Consider the following 22,406-nt stretch of genomic DNA (forward strand, 5'->3'; position numbering starts at 1 on the left):
CCCGCGGGCGGCCGCGACCCCCGCCGGGCGGGGGCCGCCGCCGGGCGGGCCGCGGGACCGGCGCGGGGGCCCCCGGCGCGGCCGCCGCGGGGGCCCGCGCCGGGGCCCCTCGCCCTCAGGCGTCCTCGACCGCGACCGCGACGGGCGTCCCGGCCTCCACGGTGCGGCTGACCGTGCAGAGTTTGTCGTGGGAGACCTTGACCGCCCGGGGGAGGATCGCGCGGGCACGGTCGCCGGCCTCACCGTCCGGGAAGGCGACGGAGAAGCTGACGGAGAGTCCGGTCAGCCGGTTGCCGAGTTCGTCGCCGACCTTGTCGCCGGTCACGGTGACCGTGAACCGGGTGGGCTCGCTGTGGCGGGCGGTGGCGACGTCGACGTCGACGGCCGTGCAGCCCCCGAGCGCGGCGAGCAGCAGCTCGACCGGTGTGAAGTCGGTTTCGCCGCCGTCCGCGGAACCGGTGCCGAAGGCGATCGTGCCGCCGCGCGGGTTGGTGGCGGTGAAGTGTCCGGTGCCGGTCCGTTCGACGGTGACGGAACGCAGGGTGTTCTCGGTCATGCGCCGGACAGTAGTGGGCGTGTGCTCCGAGGGCGAGCGCCGGGGTGCCCGGCCGGGGTGCCCTTTCAGGCCCGTCTCCCCGTGACGGACCCCCGCGGCGGGTCTTCGCGGCGGGTCTTCGCGGCCGGCACCGCGCGGCCCCGGCGAGCGGGCGCTCAGTACCGCTGGGCCTGGGCGATCTCCGCCGTCAGCTGCGGCTCGGGGGGCTTGCGGCTGACGGCGAGGGGCTGGGCCCGCCCGCCGGGCGCGAGGTCCTCGGCGCCGACGTAGCGGGTTTCGACGACCTTGCCGTCGGGGTCGCGGAAGTCGACCCGGACGGCGTACGAGGCGGTGTCGCCGGACCGGTTGGTGATGTTCACGACGACGGCGAGCAGCCCGCCGGTCTGGGCCCGCGGCTTACCGGTGAGGGAGACGTCGGCGGTGGCGTTGCCCCGGCCGTCGACATCCTTCAGTTCCTTCTCGGCGGCGGCGCCGGCACGGGCCACCTCGGCGGAGACCGACGCCTCGAAGGCCGAGGCGCGGGCCGAGGCGGAGGACGCGGCGGCGGAGGCCGAGGCCTTCGCGGACTCCGCGAGCGAGCGCAGGGCGGACGGTGCCGAGCCGGTGAAGGAGGCGGTGGCGGGTGCCGAGGTCCGTACGCTCGCCGACGAGGTCGTGCCGTAGCCGTCTCCCCCACCGCACGCGGCGAGCGCCGTCGCGCCGAGGGCGGTGGCGAGTGCCGTCACCACGGCCGTCAGGGGCCCCCGTCGTGACGTCGGTCCTCTCCGTGACGCCGTACGGGTCCGGTGCGTGTCCATCCGTGCGGTCCTCCCGCGTCTCACCCGGTGTGCCCCACGGCGGTGCGGCCGGCCGCGGCGCCTTCCGCCCGTCCCGTGGGTGGGGCCCGTGGCCCTCCGCCCATGAGACGGGGGATGCGGCGGCGCGGCCACTCGGGACGGCCGGTCGGGCGGTCCGGTTCTTCGTGGCCCGGCCCCGCCTTCAGTCGTGCACGGGTGCTCCGTACGGAGGTCCCGCACGCCCGCGGTGCCGTCCCGCGCGGGACGGCGCCGCGGGCTTCCGGTTCCCGCCGGCGCATCGGGCCTCAGGGCTCAGGGCTCAGGGCTCAGTACAGGGTCCGCAGCGCGCCGGGCAGCACCGTGGCGGTGACCGGGAGTTCGGCGTCGACCTCGCCGTCGGCGCCGTAGGGGACGCCGCGGTCGGCTTCGACGCGGACCCGGGTGCCGCGCAGGACGTGCACCTCGGGGCGGTGGACGTGGGCGCCGGTCCTGAGTTCGTTCATCAGGGTGAAGAACAGGTGGCGCGGGGCGTGCCGGATCAGCACGACGTCCAGCAGGCCGTCGTCGATCCTGGCGTCGGGGGCGATGACGCGGCCGGAGCCGTAGAAGCCGGAGTTGGCCGCGACGACGGTGTAGCCGTGGTGTGCGTGCTCGACGCCGTCGACCGTGACGCGGTACCGGGCGGGGCGCCAGCCGGCGACCGCGCGCAGGCCTCCGGCGTAGTAGGCGGCGGCGCCCCTGAGCAGCCGGGCGCGGTTGGCGTGGCGGTTGGCGAGCGCGTCGACCCCGGCGTAGACGCTGCCGAGGACGACGGTGCGGCCGTGGACCGCGGAGCGCACCTCGATGGTGTCGACCGGGCGCGGTTCGGCCTCCAGCAGGACGCGGGTCAGGGCGTCCGCCCCGGTGGGCAGCTTCAGGGCACGGGCGAAGTCGTTGCCGCGGCCCGCCGGTATCAGGCCCAGGACCGCGTCGGTGCCGCTGAGGGCTCCGCCGATGGCGCCGGTGATGCCGTCGCCGCCGACCGCCAGCACGGTCCGCCCGCGTTCCCCGGCGGTCCGGGCGAGTTCCCGGGCGTGACGCAGGCTCCGGCTGTGGGCGGTCTCCAGGTCGGCGCCGGCCTCCCGCAGCAGCCGGGCCACCCCGAGGAGGGCCGCCGCGCCCGTGGCGGCGCCTGCGGTGGGATTGACGACGGCCGTGAACTGTCGCATCGGGTGGGCCTCCGGGCGGTCGGCGGGTGGACGCGTGGATGGACGGGCGGGTGGAGCGGCCGGCGGTGGAGCGCGGTGCCGGGCCGGTTCAGTCTGCGGGAAGCAGGACGCCCGGGTTGAGGACCCCGGCCGGGTCGAGGCGTCGCTTGACGGCCCGCAGCGCGTCGACGGCCAGGTCGCCCGCCTCGCGCACGTACCAGTCGCGGTGATCGGTGCCCACCCCGTGGTGGTGGGTGATGGTGCCGCCGGCGGCGAGGATCGCGTCGTTGGCCGCGTGCTTGGCGCGGGTCCAGTGGGCGAGGGGGTCGTCGCCCTGGGCGCTGACGACGGTGAAGTAGAGGGAGGCGCCGTTCTCGTAGACGTGCGAGACGTGGCACATCACCAGGGGCGGGGGGCCCGCCTCGGTGAGGGTCGCGGTCAGGGCGGAGCGGACGCCGGCGTACAGCTCCGGCAGGCGGGACCAGAACGCGGCGGTCTCCAGCGTCTCGGCGAAGGCGCCCGCGTCGAGCAGCGCGTCCCTGAGGTAGGGGGCGGAGTAGCGGCCGTGCGCCCAGCGGCGGCCCGGCTCCTCCCCCAGCGGCTCCCCGCCGGCCGCGCGCAGCGCCGCGGCCGCCGCGGCGCGGTCGCGGGCGGTGTCCTCGTCGGTGCCCTCGAAGCCCACGACGGCCAGGCAGCCGGCGTCGCGGTCCGGGGCGCCGGAGCCGATGGCGTCGGGCTGTGCCAGGCCGACCAGGGTCTCCGTCTCGTCGGACAGGCGCAGCACCGTCGGCCGGGGCCCGTCCTGGGCGAGCCGGCGCAGGGCGTCGGTGCCCCGCCGAAAGTCCGGGAAGCGCCAGCCGTCGTAGCGGCGGGCGCGGGGGACGGGACGGACGCGGACGGTGACCGAGGTGATCACGCCGAACGCGCCCTCCGAACCGAGCAGGAGCTGGCGCAGGTCGGGGCCGGCCGCCGAGCGCGGGGCGCGTCCGGTCTCGACGGTGCCCTCGGGGGTGGCGAGGGTGAGGCCGAGGACCATGTCGTCGAAGCGGCCGTGGCCGGCGGAGGCCTGTCCGCTGGAGCGGGTGGCGGCGAATCCGCCGATGCTGGCCCACTCGTAGGACTGGGGGAAGTGGCCGAGGGTGAAGCCGTGTGCGGCGAGCAGCTCCTCGGCGTGCGGGGCGCGCAGTCCGGCCTGGAGGGTGGCGGTCCGCGAGACGGGGTCGACGGCCAGGAGGCCGTTCATGCGGCGCAGGTCGAGGGCGACGAAGGTGCCGCGCCGGGCGGGGGCGAGCCCGCCGACGACCGAGGTGCCGCCGCCGAAGGGCACGGCCGCCAGCCCGTGGGCGGCGCAGGCCCGCAGGACGGCGAGGACCTCGTCGTGGCCGGCGGGCAGCACCACGGCCGCCGGGAGGTCGTCGACGTCGCCGGCGCGGATGCGCAGCAGGTCGGGGGTGGACTTGCCGCGGGTGTGCCGGATGCGGGCCTCGGCGTCGGTGCGGACCTGCCCGGGGTCCTCGCCGACGGCGGCCAGCAGGGCGTCGTACGCCACGGCGTCGAGCGGTGCGGCGGGGACGGCGATCCGGTCGAGCGGCACCGGGGCGGCGGTGCGCGGCTCGACGCCGAGCAGGTCGCGCAGCAGCCCGACCACCGTGTCGGGCAGCACCGTCGCCGCGGCGGGATCGCCCCAGCCGCTCCACAGCATGTCCATCGGTGTCGTCCTCCAGGTCGGCGGTACGGGGCCGGCGCGTCGCGGCCCCCACGAGGCGTTACACTGTGACACATGACGCCTATTCGTCACAACCAGTCGGACGGGGACGCGGTGCTCGACGCGGTGCGCGACTGCGTCCTGGCCGTCGGAGTCCGCCGTACGACGCTCACCGACGTGGCCCGCCGGGCGGGGGTCTCCCGCATGACCCTCTACCGGCGCTGGCCCGACGTCCGCTCGCTGGTCGGCGACCTGATGACCCGGGAATGGGTCGGGGTCGCCACCGGCGCCATGCCCGGGCGGCGCCCGGACACCGCCGCCCGGACCCTCCTCGTCGACGGCCTGGTGGCGGGGGTGACCGCCTTCCGCGCCCATCCCCTGTTCCGCAAGATCGTCGACGTGGACCCCGAACTCCTCCTCCCCTACGTCCTCGACCGGCGCGGGGCGAGCCAGGAGGCCCTGCTGGAACTGCTCGCCGCCGGGGTGCGCGAGGGCCACGCCGACGGCTCGGTGCGGTCCGGCCATCCGGAGCGGCAGGCGCGCTCGCTCCTGCTCGTCGTCCAGTCGTTCACGCTGTCCCTGCGGACCATGACCGACGAGGACGACCCGGACCTCGACTCCGCCGCCTTCCTCGGGGAGCTGCGGACCCTTCTGGAGAGGACCCTCACGCCATGAGCCGCACCGGCAGCCCCGCCCCGCCCCGCGGCTCCTCCTCGCTGTCGGCCGCCCGCCGCGCCCGCGAACTCGCCGAGGCCGTGGGCGGGCCGACGGTGGACGTCCTGGTCGTCGGCCTGGGCGCGACCGGCGCCGGGGCCGCCCTCGACGCGGCCGCCCGGGGGCTGACGGTCGTCGCCGTCGACGCCCACGACCTGGCCTTCGGCACCTCCCGCTGGAGTTCGAAGCTCATCCACGGCGGCCTGCGCTACCTCGCCTCCGCGCAGTTCGACGTCGCCCACGAGAGCGCGGTGGAGCGCGGGCTGCTCATGGAGCGCACCGCGCCGCACCTGGTGCACGCCGAACCCTTCGTCCTGCCGCTCACCCCGCTGGTCCCCCGCGGCCAGGCCGCCCTGGCCTGGGCGGGCTTCCGCGCCGGGGACGCCCTGCGGCTCGCCGCCCGCACCGCGCGGGCGACGCTGCCGGCGCCCCGCCGGCTGTCGGCGGCGGAGGCCCGCCACCTCGCCCCGGCCGTGCGTCCCGAAGGGCTCCGCGGCGGTCTGCTGTCCTGGGACGGCAAGGTCACCGACGACGCCCGTCTGGTCACCGCCCTCGCCCGGACGGCCGCCGCCCACGGCGCCCGCGTCCTCACCCGGGTCCGGGCGCTGCGGCTCACCGGCCGGGGAGCCGCGGTCCGCGACGAACTGACCGGCGAGGAGGGCGAGATCCGGGCCCGCACGGTGGTCAACGCCTCCGGCGTCTGGGCCGGCCGGCTGGTCGACGGCATCCGGATCCGGCCGTCCCGCGGCACCCACCTCGTCCTGCGCTCCGAGCGCCTCGGCGCCCTCCCGGCGGGACTGCACGTCCCGGTCCCGGGTGAGACCAACCGCTTCGTCCTGGTCCTCCCCCAGGGCGACGGCCGCGTCTACGTCGGCCTCACGGACGAGCCCGTCGACGGCGACCTGCCCGACGTACCGGCCGCGCCCGAGTCGGACATCGGCTTCCTCCTCGACGTCCTCGGCTGTGTCCTCGACACCCCCGTGCACCGCGGTGACGTGGTCGGCGCCTTCGCCGGGCTGCGCCCGCTGCTGGACTCGGCGGACACCGGCCGCACCTCGGACATCTCCCGGCGGCACGCGGTCGTCGACGGGGGCGACGGCGTCGTCACGGTGGTCGGCGGCAAGCTCACCACCTACCGGAGGATGGCCCAGGACGCCGTCGACGCCGCCGTCGCCGCGGGCCGCCTCACCGCCGCCCCCTGCCGCACGGCCCGCCTCCCCCTCGTCGGCGCGGCGCCCCCGCGCGCGCTGCGGGCCGTCGCCGCCCCCCGTCGCCTGGTCCGGCGCTACGGCACGGAGGCCCCGGCCGTCCAGGCCCTCGCCGCCGCCCACCCGCACCTCGCCGAGCCCGTCCTGGCGGGCCACCCCGTCACCGGCGCGGAACTGGTGTGGGCCCTGCGCCACGAGGGCGCCCTCGACGAGGCCGACCTCCTCGACCGCCGCACCCGCGTCGGCCTTGTGCCGGACGACCGCGACCGGGCCCTGCCCGCCGTACGCCGCCTGCTGGACGACGTCCGGGAGCGGCCGCGCCCGCTGCCGTGAGCCCCGCCGACGGGGACGGCGGTGCCCGACGTGCGGGGTCTCAGCCGGCCGTGAGGCCGAGGCCGGCGAGGGCGCGTGCGCCGTCCTCCCGGCGGCCGGCCAGCAGCAGCGTCCGCGCCGCCTGGTAGGGGCAGTCCGCCGCCTCGAAGGCCGCCGCGGCGGCGAGCTGACGTGCGGCGTCGCCGTCCAGCAGCGCCTGGGCCCGGTCCAGCTGGGCGGTGGCGACCGGGTTGCCTGCGACCGTGCTCCGGGCGGCGGCGACCCGGTCGCGGGCGTCCGGGTGACCGGCGAGCACCGAGGCCTCCGCCCGCAGCGCGACGTACCAGTGCAGCCAGATCCAGGAGACCCACTTCCACACCCGCTCCGGCTCCGGCGCGACCCGCTCCAGGGCCAGGTCCGGGTCGCCGTGGTGGAGCAGGACCGTCGCGTCGAGGACCGCGCCGTAGCCGTGGTGGTGCTCCGACTCGGTGCCCGCCCGGTCGACGATCGCGAGCCAGGCCGCCCTGGCGTCGTGGTCGCCCCGCAGGCCGTGGACCATGGCGACCGACGCGGCGGCCGGGCCGAGCGAGAACGACCGTTGCCGGCCGCTGCGCCGCCACGCGTCGAGGAACCTCGCACTGCCGGCGAGCACGTCGTCGGCGCGGCCCGCGAAGGCGTCCGCGATCAGGAGCCAGGACGTGGCGTGGTGGCCCACCTCGGCGAACAGCGGGTGGGCGGCGAGCCGCCCGCCCCACCGGCGGGCCCGCGGGAGGTCCCCCACGCCGAGGGCGGTCCCGGCGGCCATGGCCAGGGCGTCCATCCACTCGTGGGTGGCGGCGGGGGTGGGCGGCACCGGCTCCAGGACGGCGATCCGGCGCCGGGCGGCGGCCGCGGCACCGAAGGAGTCGCCGGCCCAGGTCAGGGCGCCGGACAGGGCGTCGAGCGCGGCGGACTCGGCCACCGGGTCGCCGGATCGCCGGGCGAGTCCCACGGCCCGCTCGGCGCGCCCGACGGTCTCGTGCGCGGTGTTGTCGGTGTCTCCCTGGACCGCGCCGAAGGCGTCCGCGAGGACCGCCGCCTCGGCCAGCGCCAGCGCCGCCCCGGTCGCCGGGTCGCCGTGGGCGCGGCCGTGACCTTTGCCTCGGTCGTCGCCGCGGTCGTCGCCGACGCCTTCGTCGACTCCGTGTCCGTCGCCGTCCCTGTCCCCGTCCCCGTCCCTGTCCCCGGACAGTTCTCGCGCCGCCCTCAGCAGGGCCGTCGCCTCGGCGGCGGTGGGGACCCGGGTGAACTCGCTCGAGAAGCGGTACGCGACGGTGGCCGCCGTCGCCAGGTCGCGGCTCGCGCCCGCGTGGTCGCCGGCCCGCCGGGCGGCCTCCGCGGCGCCGCGGTGCAGGCGGAGCATGTCGTCGCCGAGCCTGCGGCAGCCGGCCACCGCGGCGGCCTCCCGCAGCGCCTCGGCGCCGGCCGCGTCACCGGCGAGGGCGGCCGCCCGTTCGTAGCACTGCTGGGCCTCGCCGAGCAGGTGGTGGGCGAAGGCCAGCCCGCCCATGGCCAGGGCGAGGCGGTGGGCGTCCGCACGCTGCTCCGGCCGGTCGGCGGCCCGGGCGAGGGCGGCCCTGGCGTCCTCGGCCAGCGCGTCGAACCGGGCGCGGCGGCCGGTGTCCCCGTCCTCCGCCGCGGTGAGGGCGGTCGCCCCGGCCAGGCACCAGGTCAGGTGGCGGGCGCGGACACCGGCCGCCTCACCGGCCTCGGCGAGCCGCTCCGCGCCGTACTGGCGGATGGTCTCCAGCGCCTGGTACCGGGTGCCGGTCGCGGCGGGCGTCGCGGTGAGCAGGCTCTGGTCCGCGAGCCTGCCGAGTCCGTCGGCCACCGCGGCCGGGTCCAGGGGGGCGAAGGCCGCCACCTCGACGGCCGCGTCGGCGGTGAACGCCGTCGCGAACACCGAGACCCGGCGCAGCAGTGCCCGCTCACCCGGCTCCAGCAGGTCGTGGCTCCAGTCCAGCGCCGCCCGCACCGACCGGTGCCGGTCGTCCGCGCGGGGCCCGCCCGCCAGGATCCGCAGCTGGTCGGAGAGGCCGGCCGTGAGGCCGTCCGGTCCGAGCGTGGGCCAGCGCGCCGCGGCCAGTTCGATGGCCAGCGCCATGCCGTCGAGCCGTTCGCACAGGTCCGCGATCCGCTCGCGCGCGGCGGGGTCCGGGGGGCGGCCGACCGCCGCCGCCCGTTCCATGAACAGGGCCACGGCCTCCGACTCGCCCCCGTCGGCCCAGGACAGCGGCGGGACCGGGTGCACCCGCTCGAACGGCACCGCCATCCGGGCCCGGCTCGTCGCCAGCACCCGCAGCCGCGGGCAGGCCACCAGCAGGCGTTCCAGGAACGGCGCCACCCCGTCGCGTATCTGTTCGCAGTTGTCGAGCACCAGCAGCGCCTGACGGTCCGCCAGCGCCGCCAGGACCGCCTCGTCGATGCCCCGGCCGGGCTGCTCGCCCACCCCGACGGCCGCCGCGACCGCCGCCCCGACCCGGCCCGGATCGACGACCGGGGCCAGGTCGACGAACCACACCCCGTCGGCGAAGTCGGCGGCCACCTCCGCGGCCACCGCGAGCGCGAGCCGGGTCTTGCCCACACCGCCCGGACCGACCGCGGTCACCTGCCGGCAGGACGCCACCGCCGCGGCCAGCTCCGCCCGCTCGCGGACCCGGCCGACGAACGCCGTCAGCGGCGTGGGCAGGGCGGGGGCCGGCCGCGGCCGTTCGGCGCGGGCGAGTTCGGCGGCACGCCGGGCGAGCGCCCGCCGGTCGGGCACCTCCAGCTTGCGCAGCAGCGCGGAGACGTGCGACTCGACCGTCCGGACGGAGATGAACAGGCGGGCGGAGATCTCCGCGTTGCTGAGGTGCTCCCCGAGCAGCGCGAGCACGTCGCCCTCCCGGGCCGAGATCACTGAGGTGGACACGGAGTCATTATCCGCGGTGGTCTCCGCGGTGATCTCCGTGGTGGTCTCCGTGGTGGTCTCCGTGGCCGGCACGGAGGCGGGGGCCGCCCCGGCCGCGGGAGGGTGTGACCACGGCGTTCGGACCCGGCAGGTCGGGCCGGGCGGACCGCGTCCCACGACCCCAGGAGTGACCATGACCGGCTCGCCCACCCGCACGCCGAGGACCGCCGCGCACCCCGCCGGCCCGGACGTCGACGTCCCGGACGAGGTGCGCGGCGGTACGGGCGCCGGTCCGCGCCCGCGTGCCCGGCGCCGTCGTGACACCGCGCACCGGCTCGCCCGGGACGTCGACGTCTGGGTGGCCACGGCCTCGGCGGACGGCGTGCCGTACCTGGTGCCGCTGTCCTTCGACTGGGACGGCGAGACGCTGCTGCTCGCCACCGCGGCCGGCGGTCCGACCGGCCGGAACCTGGCCGCCTCGGGGACCGTCCGCCTCGGGCTGGGTCCCACCCGGGACGTGTCGATGATCGACGGTGACGTCGAGGTGCTGGACATCGACGCGCTGCCGCGGGAGCGGGGCGACCGGTTCGCCGCCCGCACCGGCTTCGACCCGCGCACGCCGGACCCGGCCGGCACGCCGTACCGCTGGTTCCGTGTCACCCCGCGCCGCGTCCAGGCCTGGCGCGAGGCGGACGAACTGACGGGACGTGAGCTGATGCGCGACGGCCACTGGCTGGACCAGAACCTCTAGTCACCTCACGGGAACCGCGCCCCCGGCGCGGGAACCGCGTTCTCCCCACCGATCACACCCACGTGGAAAGGCACCCGCCATGACCGGCACGCACGAGCCCGCACCGAAGACCGTCCCCGCGCCCGCCACCGAGGCCGCGTCGAAGACCGCACCGAGGTCCGCAGCGCGGTCCGCGCGGAGGACCGGCACGCCGGAGAAGGGCTTCGAGGGGTTCTCCGCCGACGAGCGCGAGGCGATGAAGGACCACGCCCGGGAGCTGAAGGCGTCCGCGCGCCGCGGTCCGCGCTCGGCCGGGACGGACGGGGAGAGCGACGTCCGCGCGAAGATCGCCGGGATGGAGGAGGCCGACCGGGTCCTCGCCGAGCGGCTCCACGAGATCGTCCGGAGCGCCGCGCCGCACCTGACGCCGAAGCTCTGGTACGGCATGCCCGCGTACGCCCGCGACGGCAAGGTCGTCTGCTTCTTCCAGAGCGCGCAGAAGTTCACGTCCCGGTACGCCACCCTCGGCTTCAGCGACCAGGCGCACCTCGACGACGGCACCCTGTGGCCCACCTCCTACGCCCTGACGGCGCTGAGCGCCGGCACGGAGGCGCGGATCGTCGCGCTCGTCGAGCGGGCGGCCGGCTGAGACCGCCCGCTCCCCGCCGATTACCGGTGGGGGCCGTGGCTTCGGCAGGATGGCCCCATGACCGAGATCCGCACCCCCCGCCTCCTCCTCCGCCGCTGGCACGACGACGACCTGGTCCCCATGGCCGAGATCAACGCGGACCCCCGGGTGATGCGGTGGGTCGGCGACGGCTCGGTGCTCGACCTGGACGGCACGGCGGAGGCCCTCGAACGGTGGGAGGAGGAGTGGGACGAGGAGGGCTTCGGCCTGTTCGCGGTCGAGTTGCTGGCCTCGGGCGAGCTGGCCGGCTTCACGGGCCTGTACGTGCCCGCCTCCCTGCCGGAACTGGCCTCCGAGGTGGCGATCGGCTGGCGGCTCGGCACACCGTTCTGGGGCCAGGGGTACGCGTCCGAGGCCGCTCAGGCCACGCTGGAGTTCGCGCTCCAGGACCGGGGCCTCGAGCGGGTCGTCGGCATCGTCCGGGTGGGGGACGAGGCCTCGGAGAACGTCCTGCGCAAGCTCGGCATGGTGCCGGAGCGGGTGACGACCCACCCCGTCCACGACGTTCCGCTGGCCGTGCACGCCATCGACCTCACCGAGTACCGGGGCTGAACCCGCGGGCGGCGGACCGCCGGGGCGTGTCACTGCGGGCGGGCCACCAGGACGGCGACGTCGTCCTGCGCGGGGTGCGGCAGCATCCGCGCGAGGACGTCGTCGCAGAGTTCCGCCAGGGAGCGCGCGGGCGTCCGCAGCGCGCGGGCGAGCCGGTCCAGGCTCTGGTCGAAGTCCCGGCCGCGGGCTTCGACGAGACCGTCGGTGTACAGGACCAGCAGACTGCCCGCCGGCAGCGGGACCTCCTCCGCGCGGAACTCGTGCCCTCCGGTTCCCAGCGGCGTGCCCGGCGGGCCGTCGAGGAAGACGACCGACCCGTCGGGCGCCCTGACGGCGGGCGGCGGGTGGCCGGCCCGGGCGACCAGGCAGCCGCCGGACGCGGGATCGTGGACGGCGTAGACACAGGTCGCCATCTCGTCCTCGCCCATGTCGGCCACGACGGCGTCCAGTGAGCGGAGCATGCGGTCCGGAGGGACGTCGTGCCGGGCGAGGGTGCGCACCGCCGTGCGGAGCTGGCCCATGACGGCCGCCGCGTGGATGCCGTGGCCCATGACGTCCCCGATGACCAGTGCGGTCCTGCCGTCGGGAAGGGCGATGACGTCGAACCAGTCGCCGCCGACGTCGTGCTCGCTGGCCGGCAGGTACCGGCCGGTGAGTTCGAGGCCGGGGACGACGGGCAGCGCGCTGTTGGTCAGGCTGCGCCGCAGGGTGAGGGCCGCCGCGCGCTGGCGGGTGTACATCAGGGCGTTGTCGATGTTCAGGGCGGCGCGCGCGGCCAGCTCGTCGATGAGCACGCAGTCCTGCTCGTCGAAGGGTTCGCGGGTGCGGAGCCGGGTCACGACGACCGCGCCGAGCACCTTGCCACGGGCGACCAGGGGGACCAGCCGCGCGGAGCCGAGGCTCATCAGGTACGTGCGCAGGTGGTCGGAGCGGGGGTCGGTGACCAGGGCCGGGACGTCGGAGCGGTAGAGGTTCGTGGGGCGTCCCTTGGTGATGACCGTCTCGTACAGCGAGCCGTGCGGGATCCGGGACGTCATGCCCGGCAGGAGTTTCGCGGTGGGGGCCGAGGGGTCGGGGAAGTGGGCGGCCATGCGCCGGACCACGCCGTGGGTGGAGGCGGCGGACTCGTCGGGCCGCAGGACCTCTTCGAGGAGCTGCACGTCGGCGGAGTCGGCGAGCTGGGGCACCAGCATCTGCACGATCTCCTCGGCGGTCTGCCGCAGGTCCAGGGTGGTGCCGATGCGGGTGCCCGCCTCCGCCAGCAGGGCGAAGCGGCGTCTGGCGCGCTCGGCGTCGGCCTCGGCGCGCTGGCTCTCCGTGATGTCGATGAGGGAGGCGATCAGGCCGAGGGTCCGGCCGGCGCCGTCGACGAGGGGGGCGTAGGAGCAGGACCAGGTCCGGTCGTGGTGGGGGTCGGAGGCGGTGCGCCCGGTGCGGCGGACGTCGACGACGGCGGTGCCCCGGTCCAGGACCTGCCGCATCGTCGATTCCAGGGCGGCGGCGTTGACGTCGGGCACCACCTCGGACAGGCGTCTGCCGAGGTGCTCGGCGGCGGAGCGGCCGTTCATCCGGGCGAGCGCGTCGTTGACCCGCAGGAAGCGCAGGTCGGTGCCGAGGGTGGCCAGGCCGATGGGCGACTGGCGGAAGAGGCTCTCCAGGGCCGCCAGCGAGTCCCGCATGCGCAGGACCTGGGAGGTCTCCACGGCGATGAGCAGGGCTCCGGGCCGTCCGAGGGCGTCGGCGGCCGGGACGATCCACATCTCCATCGTCACCAGGTGGCCGTCGCGGTGGCGCACCCACAGGGTTCCGACGACGGTCTCCCCGGCGTGCACCCGGCGGGTCAGCCGGTCGGCGAGTTCGCCGTTGCCCTCGGGGACGAGCAGGGCCGAGGCGGGCCGGCCGAGCACGTCCTCGGGCCGGTACCCGAGCAGGTCCTGGGCGGCCAGCGACCACTCCGCGACGCGTCCCTCGGTGTCCTCCCGCCAGAGGGCGATCGGCAGCAGTTCGCGCAGCACACCCGCGTACCCGACAGCCGTGGAGGGCTGTTCCGGCACCGGCCCCGCCGTCTGGTGAGCGTCCACCGCACGTCCTGACCACCAGGCAACATTTCCTATGAAAACACCCTATCCGGAAGAGCGGAGTCCACCAGGCGGCACGGCCGGGGCGGCGGGGACCGCACGTCGGCGGGGGTGCGGCCGGGGCCGCGGGCCGCCCGGCCCGCGGGCGTCACGTTCCGCGGCACCCCGCTCTCCGGCCGTCACGTTCCCCGGCCGCCGCGTTCCGCGGGCACCCCGTCCCCCCGGGCATTCCACTCTCCCGGTGTCCCGGTTTGCGGGTGTACAGGGCTGTTCGAGCGATTTCCTTACCGCCGACTTATCCTGACGTCGGGAGGGCTCGGTAATCGAGAGCCGGTCCTTCGACCGGCGGGAAGCGAGCTTCCATGGCTGAGCGTTGGAAAAGGTCGGGACTGGTCGGCGAGTTGTCGGCCGAGTTCGCCGGCACGATGGTCCTCATCCTCTTCGGATGCGGAGTCGTGGCCCAGGTGGTCGCCGGCGGGGCCCTGACGACACCGCCGGGCGGCCTCGGCAACCACGACAGCATCGCCTGGGCGTGGGGCCTCGGCGTCACCCTCGGCGTGTACGTCGCGGGGCGGCTGAGCGGCGCCCACCTCAACCCCGCGGTGACCCTCGCCCTCGCGGCGTTCAAGGGGTTTCCCTGGCGGAAGGCCGCGCCCTACATGGCGGCGCAGACGGCGGGCGCCTTCGTGGCGGCCCTGATCGTGCGGTGGAACTACACCGAGGCACTGGCCAAGGCCGACCCCGGTCACACCATCAAGACCCAGGGCGTGTTCTCCACGCTTCCCGCCAACGGCAACCCGAACCTGCCGGTCCACGAATGGGGCGCCTTCCGTGACCAGGTCATCGGCACCGCCATCCTGCTGCTGCTGATCATGGCCGTCACGGACCTGCTCAACAATCCGCCCGGCGCGAACCTGGCCCCGTTCATCGTGGGCCTGATCGTCGTGGCGATCGGCATGGCGTGGGGAACCAACGCGGGATACGCGATCAATCCGGCACGCGACTTCGGCCCCCGGCTGGCCAGTTTCCTCACCGGCTACGGCGGAGCGTGGCGAGATCAGTACGGGAACCTCTACTTCTGGGTGCCGATCCTCGGTCCCCTGATCGGCGGCCTGCTCGGCGCCGGCCTGTACAAGACGCTCATCGGCCGGTTCCTGCCGGAGGCGGAGGCCGAGCCTCCCGGCCGCGTCCCCGCCCCCGACTCCGAGCGCTGACACCCGCAGCAAAGGCGGCATCCCATGGCTGACTTCGTGGGCGCGGTGGACCAAGGCACCACCAGCACCCGATTCATGATCTTCGACCACGCCGGGAACGAGGTGGCGAAGCACCAGCTGGAGCACGCCCAGATCCTCCCGCGGTCGGGATGGGTCGAACACGATCCCGTCGAGATCTGGGAACGCACCAACTCGGTGATGCAGAACGCCCTCCGGCACGGGAACCTGGCCGCGGAGGACCTGGCCGCGATCGGCATCACCAACCAGCGCGAGACCACGGTGGTGTGGGATCCGCGCACCGGACGCCCCTACTACAACGCCATCGTCTGGCAGGACACCCGCACCGACTCCATCGCCGCGGCCCTGGAACGCTCGGGCAAGGGCGACGTCATCCGCCGCAAGGCGGGGCTGCCCCCGGCGACGTACTTCTCCGGCGGCAAGATCCAGTGGATCCTGGAGAACATCGACGGGGTCCGCGAGGCGGCGGAACAGGGCCACGCCGTCTTCGGCAACACCGACAGCTGGGTCCTGTGGAACCTGACGGGCGGTCCGGACGGCGGGATCCACGCCACCGACGTGACCAACGCCAGCCGGACCATGCTGATGGACCTGGAGACGCTGGACTGGGACGACGAGCTGCTGGGCTTCTTCGGGATCCCCCGGTCCATGCTGCCCGTCATCAACCCCTCCTCCCACCGCGAGGCGTACGGCGTCACGCGCACCTCGCGGCCGCTGCGCGGCGCCGTCCCCATCACCGGGGTGCTCGGCGACCAGCAGGCGGCCACGGTGGGGCAGGTCTGCTACGCCCCCGGCGAGGCCAAGAACACCTACGGCACCGGCAACTTCCTGGTCCTCAACACCGGTACCGAGCTGGTGCGTTCGCAGCACGGGCTGCTCACGACGGTGGCGTACCGGTTCGGCGACGAGCCGGCCGTCTACGCCCTGGAGGGTTCCATCGCGGTCACGGGGTCCGCGGTGCAGTGGCTGCGCGACCAGATGAAGATCATCAGCAGTGCCGACGAGAGCGAGACGCTGGCCCGTACCGTCGAGGACAACGGCGGCATGTACTTCGTCCCGGCTTTCTCCGGCCTGTTCGCACCGTACTGGCGTTCCGACGCCCGCGGCGCGATCGTGGGCCTGGCCCGCTACAACGACAACGGCCATCTGGCCCGGGCGACCCTGGAGTCGATCTGCTACCAGAGCCGTGACGTCGTCGAGGCCATGGAGCAGGACTCCGGGGTCCACCTCGACGTCCTCAAGGTCGACGGCGGTGTGACGGCCAACGACCTGTGCATGCAGATCCAGGCCGACGTCCTCGGGGTGCCGGTCAGCCGTCCGGTCGTCGCCGAGACGACCGCGCTCGGCGCCGCCTACGCGGCCGGCCTGGCGACCGGCTTCTGGCGCGACACCGACGAACTGCGCACCCACTGGCAGGAGTCCAAGCGCTGGCAGCCCCAGTGGTCCGACGAACGACGGGACGAGGGCTACGCCGGCTGGAAGAAGGCGGTGGAGCGCACCCTCGACTGGGCCGCGGTCGAATAGGCGGCGCCCCAGCCCTCCCGACCCGGGGCACCCAGCCCTCCCGAGCCGGGGCCGACAGCACCTGTCGGCCCCGGCTCCGCCGTGTCGTCGGCCGGACGGGGCGCGCCGGTCGCGCCGTGCGAAAGGTCTGGACAACTCCCGAACCTGCATGTTGTCATTCCGCTTGCGCGCACGGTCCGCCCCGCCCGAAGAGCCGCCGATCCCCCTACTCATAACCAAGTCCCCTCTTGCACAAGGCTGTTCGCGGCCGGACCGGCCACGGGAACGCCGTGCGCGAGCCGTTCCCGGGTCACCCCCGCTCGACACCCGCTCGATGCCCCCGCGCGAGAAAGGTTTCGATGACCACACGGACCGCACGACACCGCCGGCCGGCCGGCCGCCTGTGGACGCTGCTGATCGCGGCAGTCCTGGTGCTGCCCGCCGGCGGCCTGTCACCCACCGCCTCGGCCGCGGAACCGGTCGCCGGCACGCCGGCGTCCTCCCCCGGCCGGGCCGCCGTGGAGGTGCACGGGCTGAAGGGCGAGTACTTCAGCATGTCGGCACCGGGGGCCCGCGACTTCGCCGCCCTCGGCGGCACCCTGCTCGAACCGCAGATCAACTTCTCCGGGCTGACCGGCACCTTCGAGGAGCTGACCGGGAGGACCGAGCACACCACGGCCCGCTGGACCGGCAGCGTCCGGGCGCCGGCGACCGGCGACTACACCTTCCACGCCGTCGGCGACAACGGCTTCCGGCTGTTCGTCGACGGCCGGCCGGTCATCGACCACTGGGAACCCGACTGGGACCGGGAGCAGACGAGCGCGCCGGTCCGCCTGACCGCCGGCGAACCGCACGACTTCCGCCTGGAGATGTTCCAGGACCTCGGCGGATCCAACATGTTCCTGCGCTGGTCGACCCCGACGATGCCCAGGCAGCTCGTCCCCGAGTCGGCGTTCACCCCTCCGGCGGGATTCGAGGTCTATCCGGTCGACCTCTCCGTCAGCGAGGACGGACGGCACCTGCGGGCCCGCTTCGAGGACGAGGTCGGCGGCCTGCGGGACGCCGGGGACCACCTGAAGGTCGAGGCCGACACCACCGCGATGCCGCTCGCCTCGCTCGCCGTCCCCCCCGGTGACGGCGACACCCTGGACGTCACGCTCGCGGAGCCGGTCCAGAAGGGCCAGCAGGTCCGCGTGACCTACGACGGCCTGGGCGGCCTGACCTCCGGCACCGAGACCGTCCCCCGCGTCGTGCGCTCGGCGCGGAACGACTCCGCGCACCGGCTCACCACCGCCTGGGGCGACGCCCTCGACGAGAGGAACCCGCTGCCGGAGTACCCCCGTCCGCAGCTGGTGCGCGCCAAGTGGCGGAACCTCAACGGCCCCTGGCAGTTCAGCGGTGCCGAGGCGGGCGAGCAGCCGGTGTTCGGCAGGGCCCTCGACGAGCGGATCGTCGTGCCGTTCCCGGTCGAGTCGCAGCTCTCCGGGCTGGAGCGGCACGAGGACCACATGTTCTACCGCAGGCTGGTCGACGTGCCGAAGGACTGGAAGGTCGGCAGGGGCAACCGGCTGAAGCTCCACTTCGGTGCCGTCGACCACCGGGCACGCGTCTGGGTCAACGGCCGGCAGGTCGCCGAACACACCGGCGGATACACCGCGTTCGACGCCGACGTCACCGACGCCCTCACCGGCACCGGCCCGCAGGAGATCGTGGTCGCGGTCACCGACACCGGTGGCGCCGACCAGCCGACGGGCAAGCAGTCCACCGCCCCGGGCGGCATCTTCTACACCCAGTCGTCGGGCATCTGGCAGACGGTGTGGATGGAGCCGGTCGCCGACGTCTTCGTCGACGACGTGGTCACGACCCCCGACATCGACACCGGCAGCCTCGCGGTGACCGTCGCGTCCGAGAGGGCCTCCGCGAAGGCACGCGTGGAGGCCGTCGCCCGCGACGAGCGCGGCAAGGTCGTCGGCCGGGTCGGCGGACCGGCCAACGAGGAATTGCGGCTGCCCGTGGCGGGGCAGCACCTGTGGAGCCCGGACGACCCCTACCTCTACGACCTCGACGTCAGGCTCACCGACGGCGGGTCGACGGACAGGGTCACCGGTTACTTCGGCATGCGCGAGGTCGGCATCGCGGACGTCGGCGGCTACCGCAAGCTCGTGCTCAACGGAAAGCCCGTCTTCTCCCTCGCCACGCTCGACCAGGGCTTCTGGCCCGACGGGCTGTACACCGCGCCCAGCGACGAGGCCCTCGCCTTCGACCTGGAGGCGCACAAGCGGCTCGGCTTCAACGCGGTGCGCAAGCACATCAAGGTGGAGCCGGCGCGCTGGTTCTACCACGCGGACCGGCTGGGCCTGCTGGTCTGGCAGGACTTCGTCTCCGGGAACCTCACCGGCGAGACCGGGCGCAGGGCGTTCGTCGACCAGGGCAGGGAGATGATGCGCCAGCACCACGACGCGCCCTCCGTGATCGGCTGGATCGTCTTCAACGAGGGCTGGGGCGAGTGGGACCGCGAGGAGAGCGGCCGTATCGCCGAGGCCGTGAAGGCCGCCGACCCCTCCCGGGTCGTCAACGCCCACAGCGGGGTCAACTGCTGCAACTCCAAGGGGGACTCGGGCAAGGGCGACATCGTCGACCACCACGACTACAACAATACCGACCCGGCCTTCCCCGACCGGACACGGGCCGCGATGGACGGCGAGCACGGCGGCTTCACCCTGCGCGCCCCGGGCCACATGTGGCCGGGCACCCCCACGGTGATCTACAGCGGCGTCGCCGACAAGGAGGCGCTGACCCGCACGTACGTCGAGAACACCGAGCGGTACTACCTCGACCAGGCCGGGGCCGAACTGTCCGGCTCGGTCTACACGCAGATCACCGACCTCGAGAACGAGCTCAACGGCCTGTACACCTACGACCGCCGGGAGATCAAGGTCGATCCGGACCGGGTCCGGGAGATCAACCGCGCGGTGATCGCGGCCGGCGCGGCGGCCGGCGGGCGTGAGCCGCTGAAGGGCGGCGGTCACTGGAGCCTGGACGAGGGGACGGGCGGCACGGCCCGCGACGACGGACCGAACGACCGGCCCCTGACCCTGTCCGCCGGAACCTCCTGGGTCCCCGGGGTCGGTGGCAGCGCCCTGGCGTTCGACGGCGACGGACAGTACGCACGGACGGCCGGCCCGGTGCTGGACACCACCGGCAGCTACTCGGTGTCGGCCTGGGTCACCCTCGACGCGCTGCCGGCCAACTACGCCACCGCGGTCAGCCAGGACGGCCGGCGCCGGGCGAGCCCGTTCTACCTCCAGTACGGCCGGGGCGCCTTCGCCTTCAGCACTCCCGGCGAGAAGCGCGCCCGCCTGGAGGTCGTCCCCGAGCTCGGCCGCTGGTACCACCTCGTCGGGGTGCGGGACGGCGCGCGCGGCACGATCACGCTGTACGTCGACGGCGTACCGGCGGCGACGGCCGAAGCCGGCCCCGCCTACGTGGGCTCCGGCCCCCTCGCGGTCGGCCGCGCCCAGTGGGACGGCGCCGACACCGATTTCTGGAACGGGGCGGTCGACGAGGTCCACGCCTTCGACAGGGCCCTCACCGCGGAGGAGGTGAGGGCCCTGCACGGGCGGGAGAAACCGTGACCGGACGGTCCCGGCGGGCGGGCCGCGGGATACGGTCCGCCGGTCCTGGGCAGTCGGACAGGCAGACCCCCGGAGGCAGCTCCGGCCGAGCACAGGGAGCCTGTCCGCGATGGGAACCGCCGTCCACGTGCCGCAGACCAGGGACATGATCGGGGAGGAGCTGTCCGGCGACGAGGCGCTGACCGCGCTGCGGCGCTACGGCGGCTCCTCCCTGCTCGTCGACGCGTTCGCCCGGTTCCGGTACGCCGACGGATTCACCAACGCGCGGGCGCTCGCCTTCCAGGTCGTACTGGGGCTGGTGCCCTTCACCCTGGCCCTGGTGGGCCTGGCGACGTCCGTGCACACCGACTCCGTGGGCCGGATCGTCGAGCGGACGCTCGGGGACATCGTGCCCGGCGCCGGAGCCGGCGTGGTCGAGGACGCGTTCGCCGGGACGCGGCGCAGCGCGCACGGGGACGCGTGGAGCACCCTCGCCCTGTGGCTGGGGCTGGGGTTCGCCGTGCTGAACCTCGCCTCGGCGATGGCCCAGATCGAGCGGGGCGCCAACCGCATCTACGGCATCGAGCGGGACCGCCCCTTCGCCCGCAAGTACGGACGGGCCCTGCTGCTGTCGGCCGGGGCCGGGATGCCGCTGTTCCTCGGGTTCGTGGCGCTCGTGGCCGGAGGGCCGCTCGGCGACGCCGTCGCCGGGACCCTGGGGCCCGGCGACGGCGGGAACCGCTGGTGGGACGTGGCGCGGATCCCCGTGGGCCTGGCGCTCGCGTGGATCGCCTCCGCCGTCGTCTTCCGCTGGTCCCCGCGCCGCCGGCAGCCCGGCTACACCTGGCTCGCCTTCGGCAGCGCGGTGCACCTGGTCCTGTGGGTCGGGGCCACCTGGCTGCTGTCGCTGTACGTCGGCACCAGCTCGTCGTTCGGCGCGGTGTACGGACCGCTGACCGCCTTCGTCGCGCTGCTCCTGTGGGCCAACGTCACGGCCGTCGCCCTGTTCCTGGGCATCGCGTTCGCCGCCCAGCTGGAGGCGGCACGGGCCGGACTGGGGGATCCCGTCCGGCCCGACCCGGGGCCCGGCGCCTGAGGCCCCGCCGGACTCCGGCGTGCCGTGGGGGTGCGCGGGTTCAGATGCCGCAGGTGGGCGCGGACCAGTACGGGGACGGGTCGAGGGCGACGTGGGTGTGGTCGTCGTGGTCGGGGTAGCCCGGGCCGAGGATCTCCGAGAAGCCGTGGGTCCTGGCCTGCTGGGCGAGCCGGCACAGGGTCGGCGATCCGGTGAGGTCGGCCGCGTCGCCGTAGAGGTGGCGGCTGGTGGAGGAGCCGCCGGCCGCGTTGTTGCAGGCGTAGGAGCGGAAGCCGCTGGAGACGGTGAGCGGTACGTCGCCCAGGGCGTGCCGCATGGCCTCGAGCTTCCACATCGTCTTGAGGGCGTTCGCCTTCGCGGTGGCCGCGGAGACGGCGCCGCCGGACCAGTCGGAGTTGCACCTGTTGAGTTCGGCGTAACCGAAGTGGACGGGGGTGCAGTCCGCGTCCTGGAGGGCGTAGAGCCTGCTGAAGGTCTGCGCTCCCGCGACGCCGTCCGCGGTCAGGCCGTACGCGGCCTGGAACTTCTTGACGGCGGCGGTGGTCCGCGCGCCGAACTGTCCGTCGTAGGAGAGCCGTTCGCCGGAGGTCACCCATCCCGCGACGCGGATCTGGAGCTGGGTGACGTCGCTTCCGGAGGACCCCGCGGACAGGGTGCGGCTCCAGGTGTAGCACTCGTCGGCGTGCGCGGTGCCCGAGGTGGCGCCCACCCCGATCACCGCACCAGTCATGATCATGACAAATGAGACAAGCAGACGTGACACGCGTCTGAACATCCCGGCCTCCCGACCGTCGACTCCGGCACCGACCGGCCGCCGCGTCCGGGCGGCGGCCCGTGCACAGACTGGAGCACCGCGCTACGCGCGTCAACGGCGCCGGGGCCCGGCCGTCGCGGGCGTCCGGTCCCCCGCCGGGTGCCGGGCCCCGTGACGCGTCCGCGCGGGACGGCCCGCGCGGACGCGTCACGCCCGGGAGGCCGTCTCGAGTTCCCTCTTGAGGTTCCGCAGGGTGGTCTCGATGTTGCGCACCTGGAACTCGGCGAACGTACGGCCCCCGGTCGCCGCCTTGTCGAAGGCGTGGGCGACCGCGTCCGGCCAGGCCCGGCGGTCGTCGGTCCAGGTCTCCGTCACCCGCGTCCCGTCGCCCGCCGGCTCCAGGAGGTACTCCCACGTGGCGATCGGTCCGCGCAGGCGGGGGCGCCTGACGCCGATGGCGTGGACGCGGAAGGCGAACCGGCGGCCGGGCTCGGCCGCCGTCACCGTGCAGCGCGTGACCCAGCGGAACCTCCCCCGCCTGTTGAGGCCCTCGAACGACGTCCCCGCCACGGCCGGCCCGGCGGGCGACCGCCGCGAGGTGCCGAGGTTCTCCGGGCTCCAGCGCCCCATGTCCGCCGGCCGGCTGACCGCGTCGTAGACCGTGGCGGGCGGGACGTCGACGACGATGTCACGGCTCACGGTGAGGATGCGGGCCACGGGGCCTCCTGCGGGACGGGAGCGCACGACGGGCGCGTGCGCTACTGGCGAGTAG

The 22,406-nt window shown here is 75.1% G+C and carries 17 protein-coding genes; 9 read left to right on the top strand and 8 right to left on the bottom strand.

Features of this window, described 5'->3' with window-relative positions:
• Window positions 1-115: 115 nt before the first annotated feature.
• From ACZ5FU_RS19610 to ACZ5FU_RS19625, 4 genes are all read right to left on the bottom strand, one after another.
• Complete coding sequence (locus ACZ5FU_RS19610; protein WP_451530217.1) at window positions 116-556, bottom strand: OsmC family protein; 441 nt, start codon at window positions 554-556, stop codon at window positions 116-118.
• A 155-nt stretch (window positions 557-711) separates the two neighbouring features.
• The gene (locus ACZ5FU_RS19615) at window positions 712-1,353 is read right to left on the bottom strand and encodes a hypothetical protein (protein ID WP_468646875.1); all 642 of its coding nucleotides are present in this window, start codon (window positions 1,351-1,353) and stop codon (window positions 712-714) included.
• A 305-nt stretch (window positions 1,354-1,658) separates the two neighbouring features.
• Window positions 1,659-2,540: a YegS/Rv2252/BmrU family lipid kinase gene (locus ACZ5FU_RS19620; protein WP_468837938.1), complete on the bottom strand. Its 882-nt coding sequence runs from the start codon at window positions 2,538-2,540 to the stop codon at window positions 1,659-1,661.
• Window positions 2,541-2,628: 88 nt separating this feature from the next.
• Window positions 2,629-4,227 (bottom strand): FAD-binding oxidoreductase, encoded by a 1,599-nt coding sequence (locus ACZ5FU_RS19625; RefSeq protein WP_468837941.1) that lies wholly within the window; start codon window positions 4,225-4,227, stop codon window positions 2,629-2,631.
• A 72-nt stretch (window positions 4,228-4,299) separates the two neighbouring features.
• Between ACZ5FU_RS19625 and ACZ5FU_RS19630 the strand changes: the two genes are divergently transcribed.
• Both ACZ5FU_RS19630 and ACZ5FU_RS19635 read left to right on the top strand, forming a co-directional pair.
• Window positions 4,300-4,899: a TetR/AcrR family transcriptional regulator gene (locus tag ACZ5FU_RS19630; protein WP_451781991.1), complete on the top strand. Its 600-nt coding sequence runs from the start codon at window positions 4,300-4,302 to the stop codon at window positions 4,897-4,899.
• On the top strand, window positions 4,896-6,479 hold the full coding sequence (locus tag ACZ5FU_RS19635) for a glycerol-3-phosphate dehydrogenase/oxidase (protein WP_451530212.1): 1,584 nt from the start codon (window positions 4,896-4,898) through the stop codon (window positions 6,477-6,479). The genes ACZ5FU_RS19630 and ACZ5FU_RS19635 overlap by 4 nt, the downstream gene beginning before the upstream one ends.
• Window positions 6,480-6,519: 40 nt before the next feature.
• On the opposite strand, the gene ACZ5FU_RS19640 is transcribed toward ACZ5FU_RS19635, so the two are convergent.
• Window positions 6,520-9,408, bottom strand: coding sequence for an ATP-binding protein (locus ACZ5FU_RS19640; protein WP_451530211.1), 2,889 nt, complete (start codon window positions 9,406-9,408; stop codon window positions 6,520-6,522).
• A gap of 172 nt (window positions 9,409-9,580) precedes the next feature.
• Between ACZ5FU_RS19640 and ACZ5FU_RS19645 the strand changes: the two genes are divergently transcribed.
• From ACZ5FU_RS19645 to ACZ5FU_RS19655, 3 genes are all read left to right on the top strand, one after another.
• Window positions 9,581-10,138, top strand: a complete 558-nt coding sequence (locus tag ACZ5FU_RS19645; protein ID WP_469045794.1) for a pyridoxamine 5'-phosphate oxidase family protein — start codon at window positions 9,581-9,583, stop codon at window positions 10,136-10,138.
• 235 nt (window positions 10,139-10,373) lie between these two features.
• Window positions 10,374-10,766 carry an iron chaperone gene (locus ACZ5FU_RS19650; protein ID WP_451530222.1) on the top strand — a complete coding sequence of 131 codons (393 nt, stop codon included), beginning with the start codon at window positions 10,374-10,376 and terminating at the stop codon, window positions 10,764-10,766.
• Window positions 10,767-10,823: 57 nt separating this feature from the next.
• The gene (locus tag ACZ5FU_RS19655) at window positions 10,824-11,357 is read left to right on the top strand and encodes a GNAT family N-acetyltransferase (RefSeq protein ID WP_451530209.1); all 534 of its coding nucleotides are present in this window, start codon (window positions 10,824-10,826) and stop codon (window positions 11,355-11,357) included.
• A gap of 29 nt (window positions 11,358-11,386) precedes the next feature.
• Here ACZ5FU_RS19655 and ACZ5FU_RS19660 read toward each other — a convergent pair whose 3' ends face one another.
• The gene (locus ACZ5FU_RS19660) at window positions 11,387-13,372 is read right to left on the bottom strand and encodes a SpoIIE family protein phosphatase (RefSeq protein ID WP_469046139.1); all 1,986 of its coding nucleotides are present in this window, start codon (window positions 13,370-13,372) and stop codon (window positions 11,387-11,389) included.
• A 425-nt stretch (window positions 13,373-13,797) separates the two neighbouring features.
• On the opposite strand from ACZ5FU_RS19660, the gene ACZ5FU_RS19665 reads away from it, so the two are divergent.
• From ACZ5FU_RS19665 to ACZ5FU_RS19680, 4 genes are all read left to right on the top strand, one after another.
• The gene (locus tag ACZ5FU_RS19665) at window positions 13,798-14,649 is read left to right on the top strand and encodes an MIP/aquaporin family protein (RefSeq protein WP_451530208.1); all 852 of its coding nucleotides are present in this window, start codon (window positions 13,798-13,800) and stop codon (window positions 14,647-14,649) included.
• 24 nt (window positions 14,650-14,673) lie between these two features.
• The gene (gene glpK, locus ACZ5FU_RS19670) at window positions 14,674-16,191 is read left to right on the top strand and encodes a glycerol kinase GlpK (protein ID WP_451781985.1); all 1,518 of its coding nucleotides are present in this window, start codon (window positions 14,674-14,676) and stop codon (window positions 16,189-16,191) included.
• 338 nt (window positions 16,192-16,529) lie between these two features.
• Window positions 16,530-19,805, top strand: a complete 3,276-nt coding sequence (locus ACZ5FU_RS19675; protein ID WP_469045797.1) for a LamG-like jellyroll fold domain-containing protein — start codon at window positions 16,530-16,532, stop codon at window positions 19,803-19,805.
• A 109-nt stretch (window positions 19,806-19,914) separates the two neighbouring features.
• Entirely contained in the window at window positions 19,915-20,880 is a 966-nt protein-coding gene (locus ACZ5FU_RS19680) for a YihY/virulence factor BrkB family protein (RefSeq protein ID WP_451781982.1), read from the top strand.
• A gap of 40 nt (window positions 20,881-20,920) precedes the next feature.
• Here ACZ5FU_RS19680 and ACZ5FU_RS19685 read toward each other — a convergent pair whose 3' ends face one another.
• Both ACZ5FU_RS19685 and ACZ5FU_RS19690 read right to left on the bottom strand, forming a co-directional pair.
• The gene (locus ACZ5FU_RS19685; RefSeq protein ID WP_451530204.1) at window positions 20,921-21,655 is read right to left on the bottom strand and encodes a D-Ala-D-Ala carboxypeptidase family metallohydrolase; all 735 of its coding nucleotides are present in this window, start codon (window positions 21,653-21,655) and stop codon (window positions 20,921-20,923) included.
• 186 nt (window positions 21,656-21,841) lie between these two features.
• A complete protein-coding gene (locus ACZ5FU_RS19690; protein WP_451530203.1) occupies window positions 21,842-22,351 on the bottom strand; it encodes an SRPBCC family protein in 510 nt (169 codons plus the stop codon).
• Window positions 22,352-22,406 lie beyond the last annotated feature (55 nt).

This window comes from Streptomyces sp. NPDC031554, from assembly GCF_055580685.1.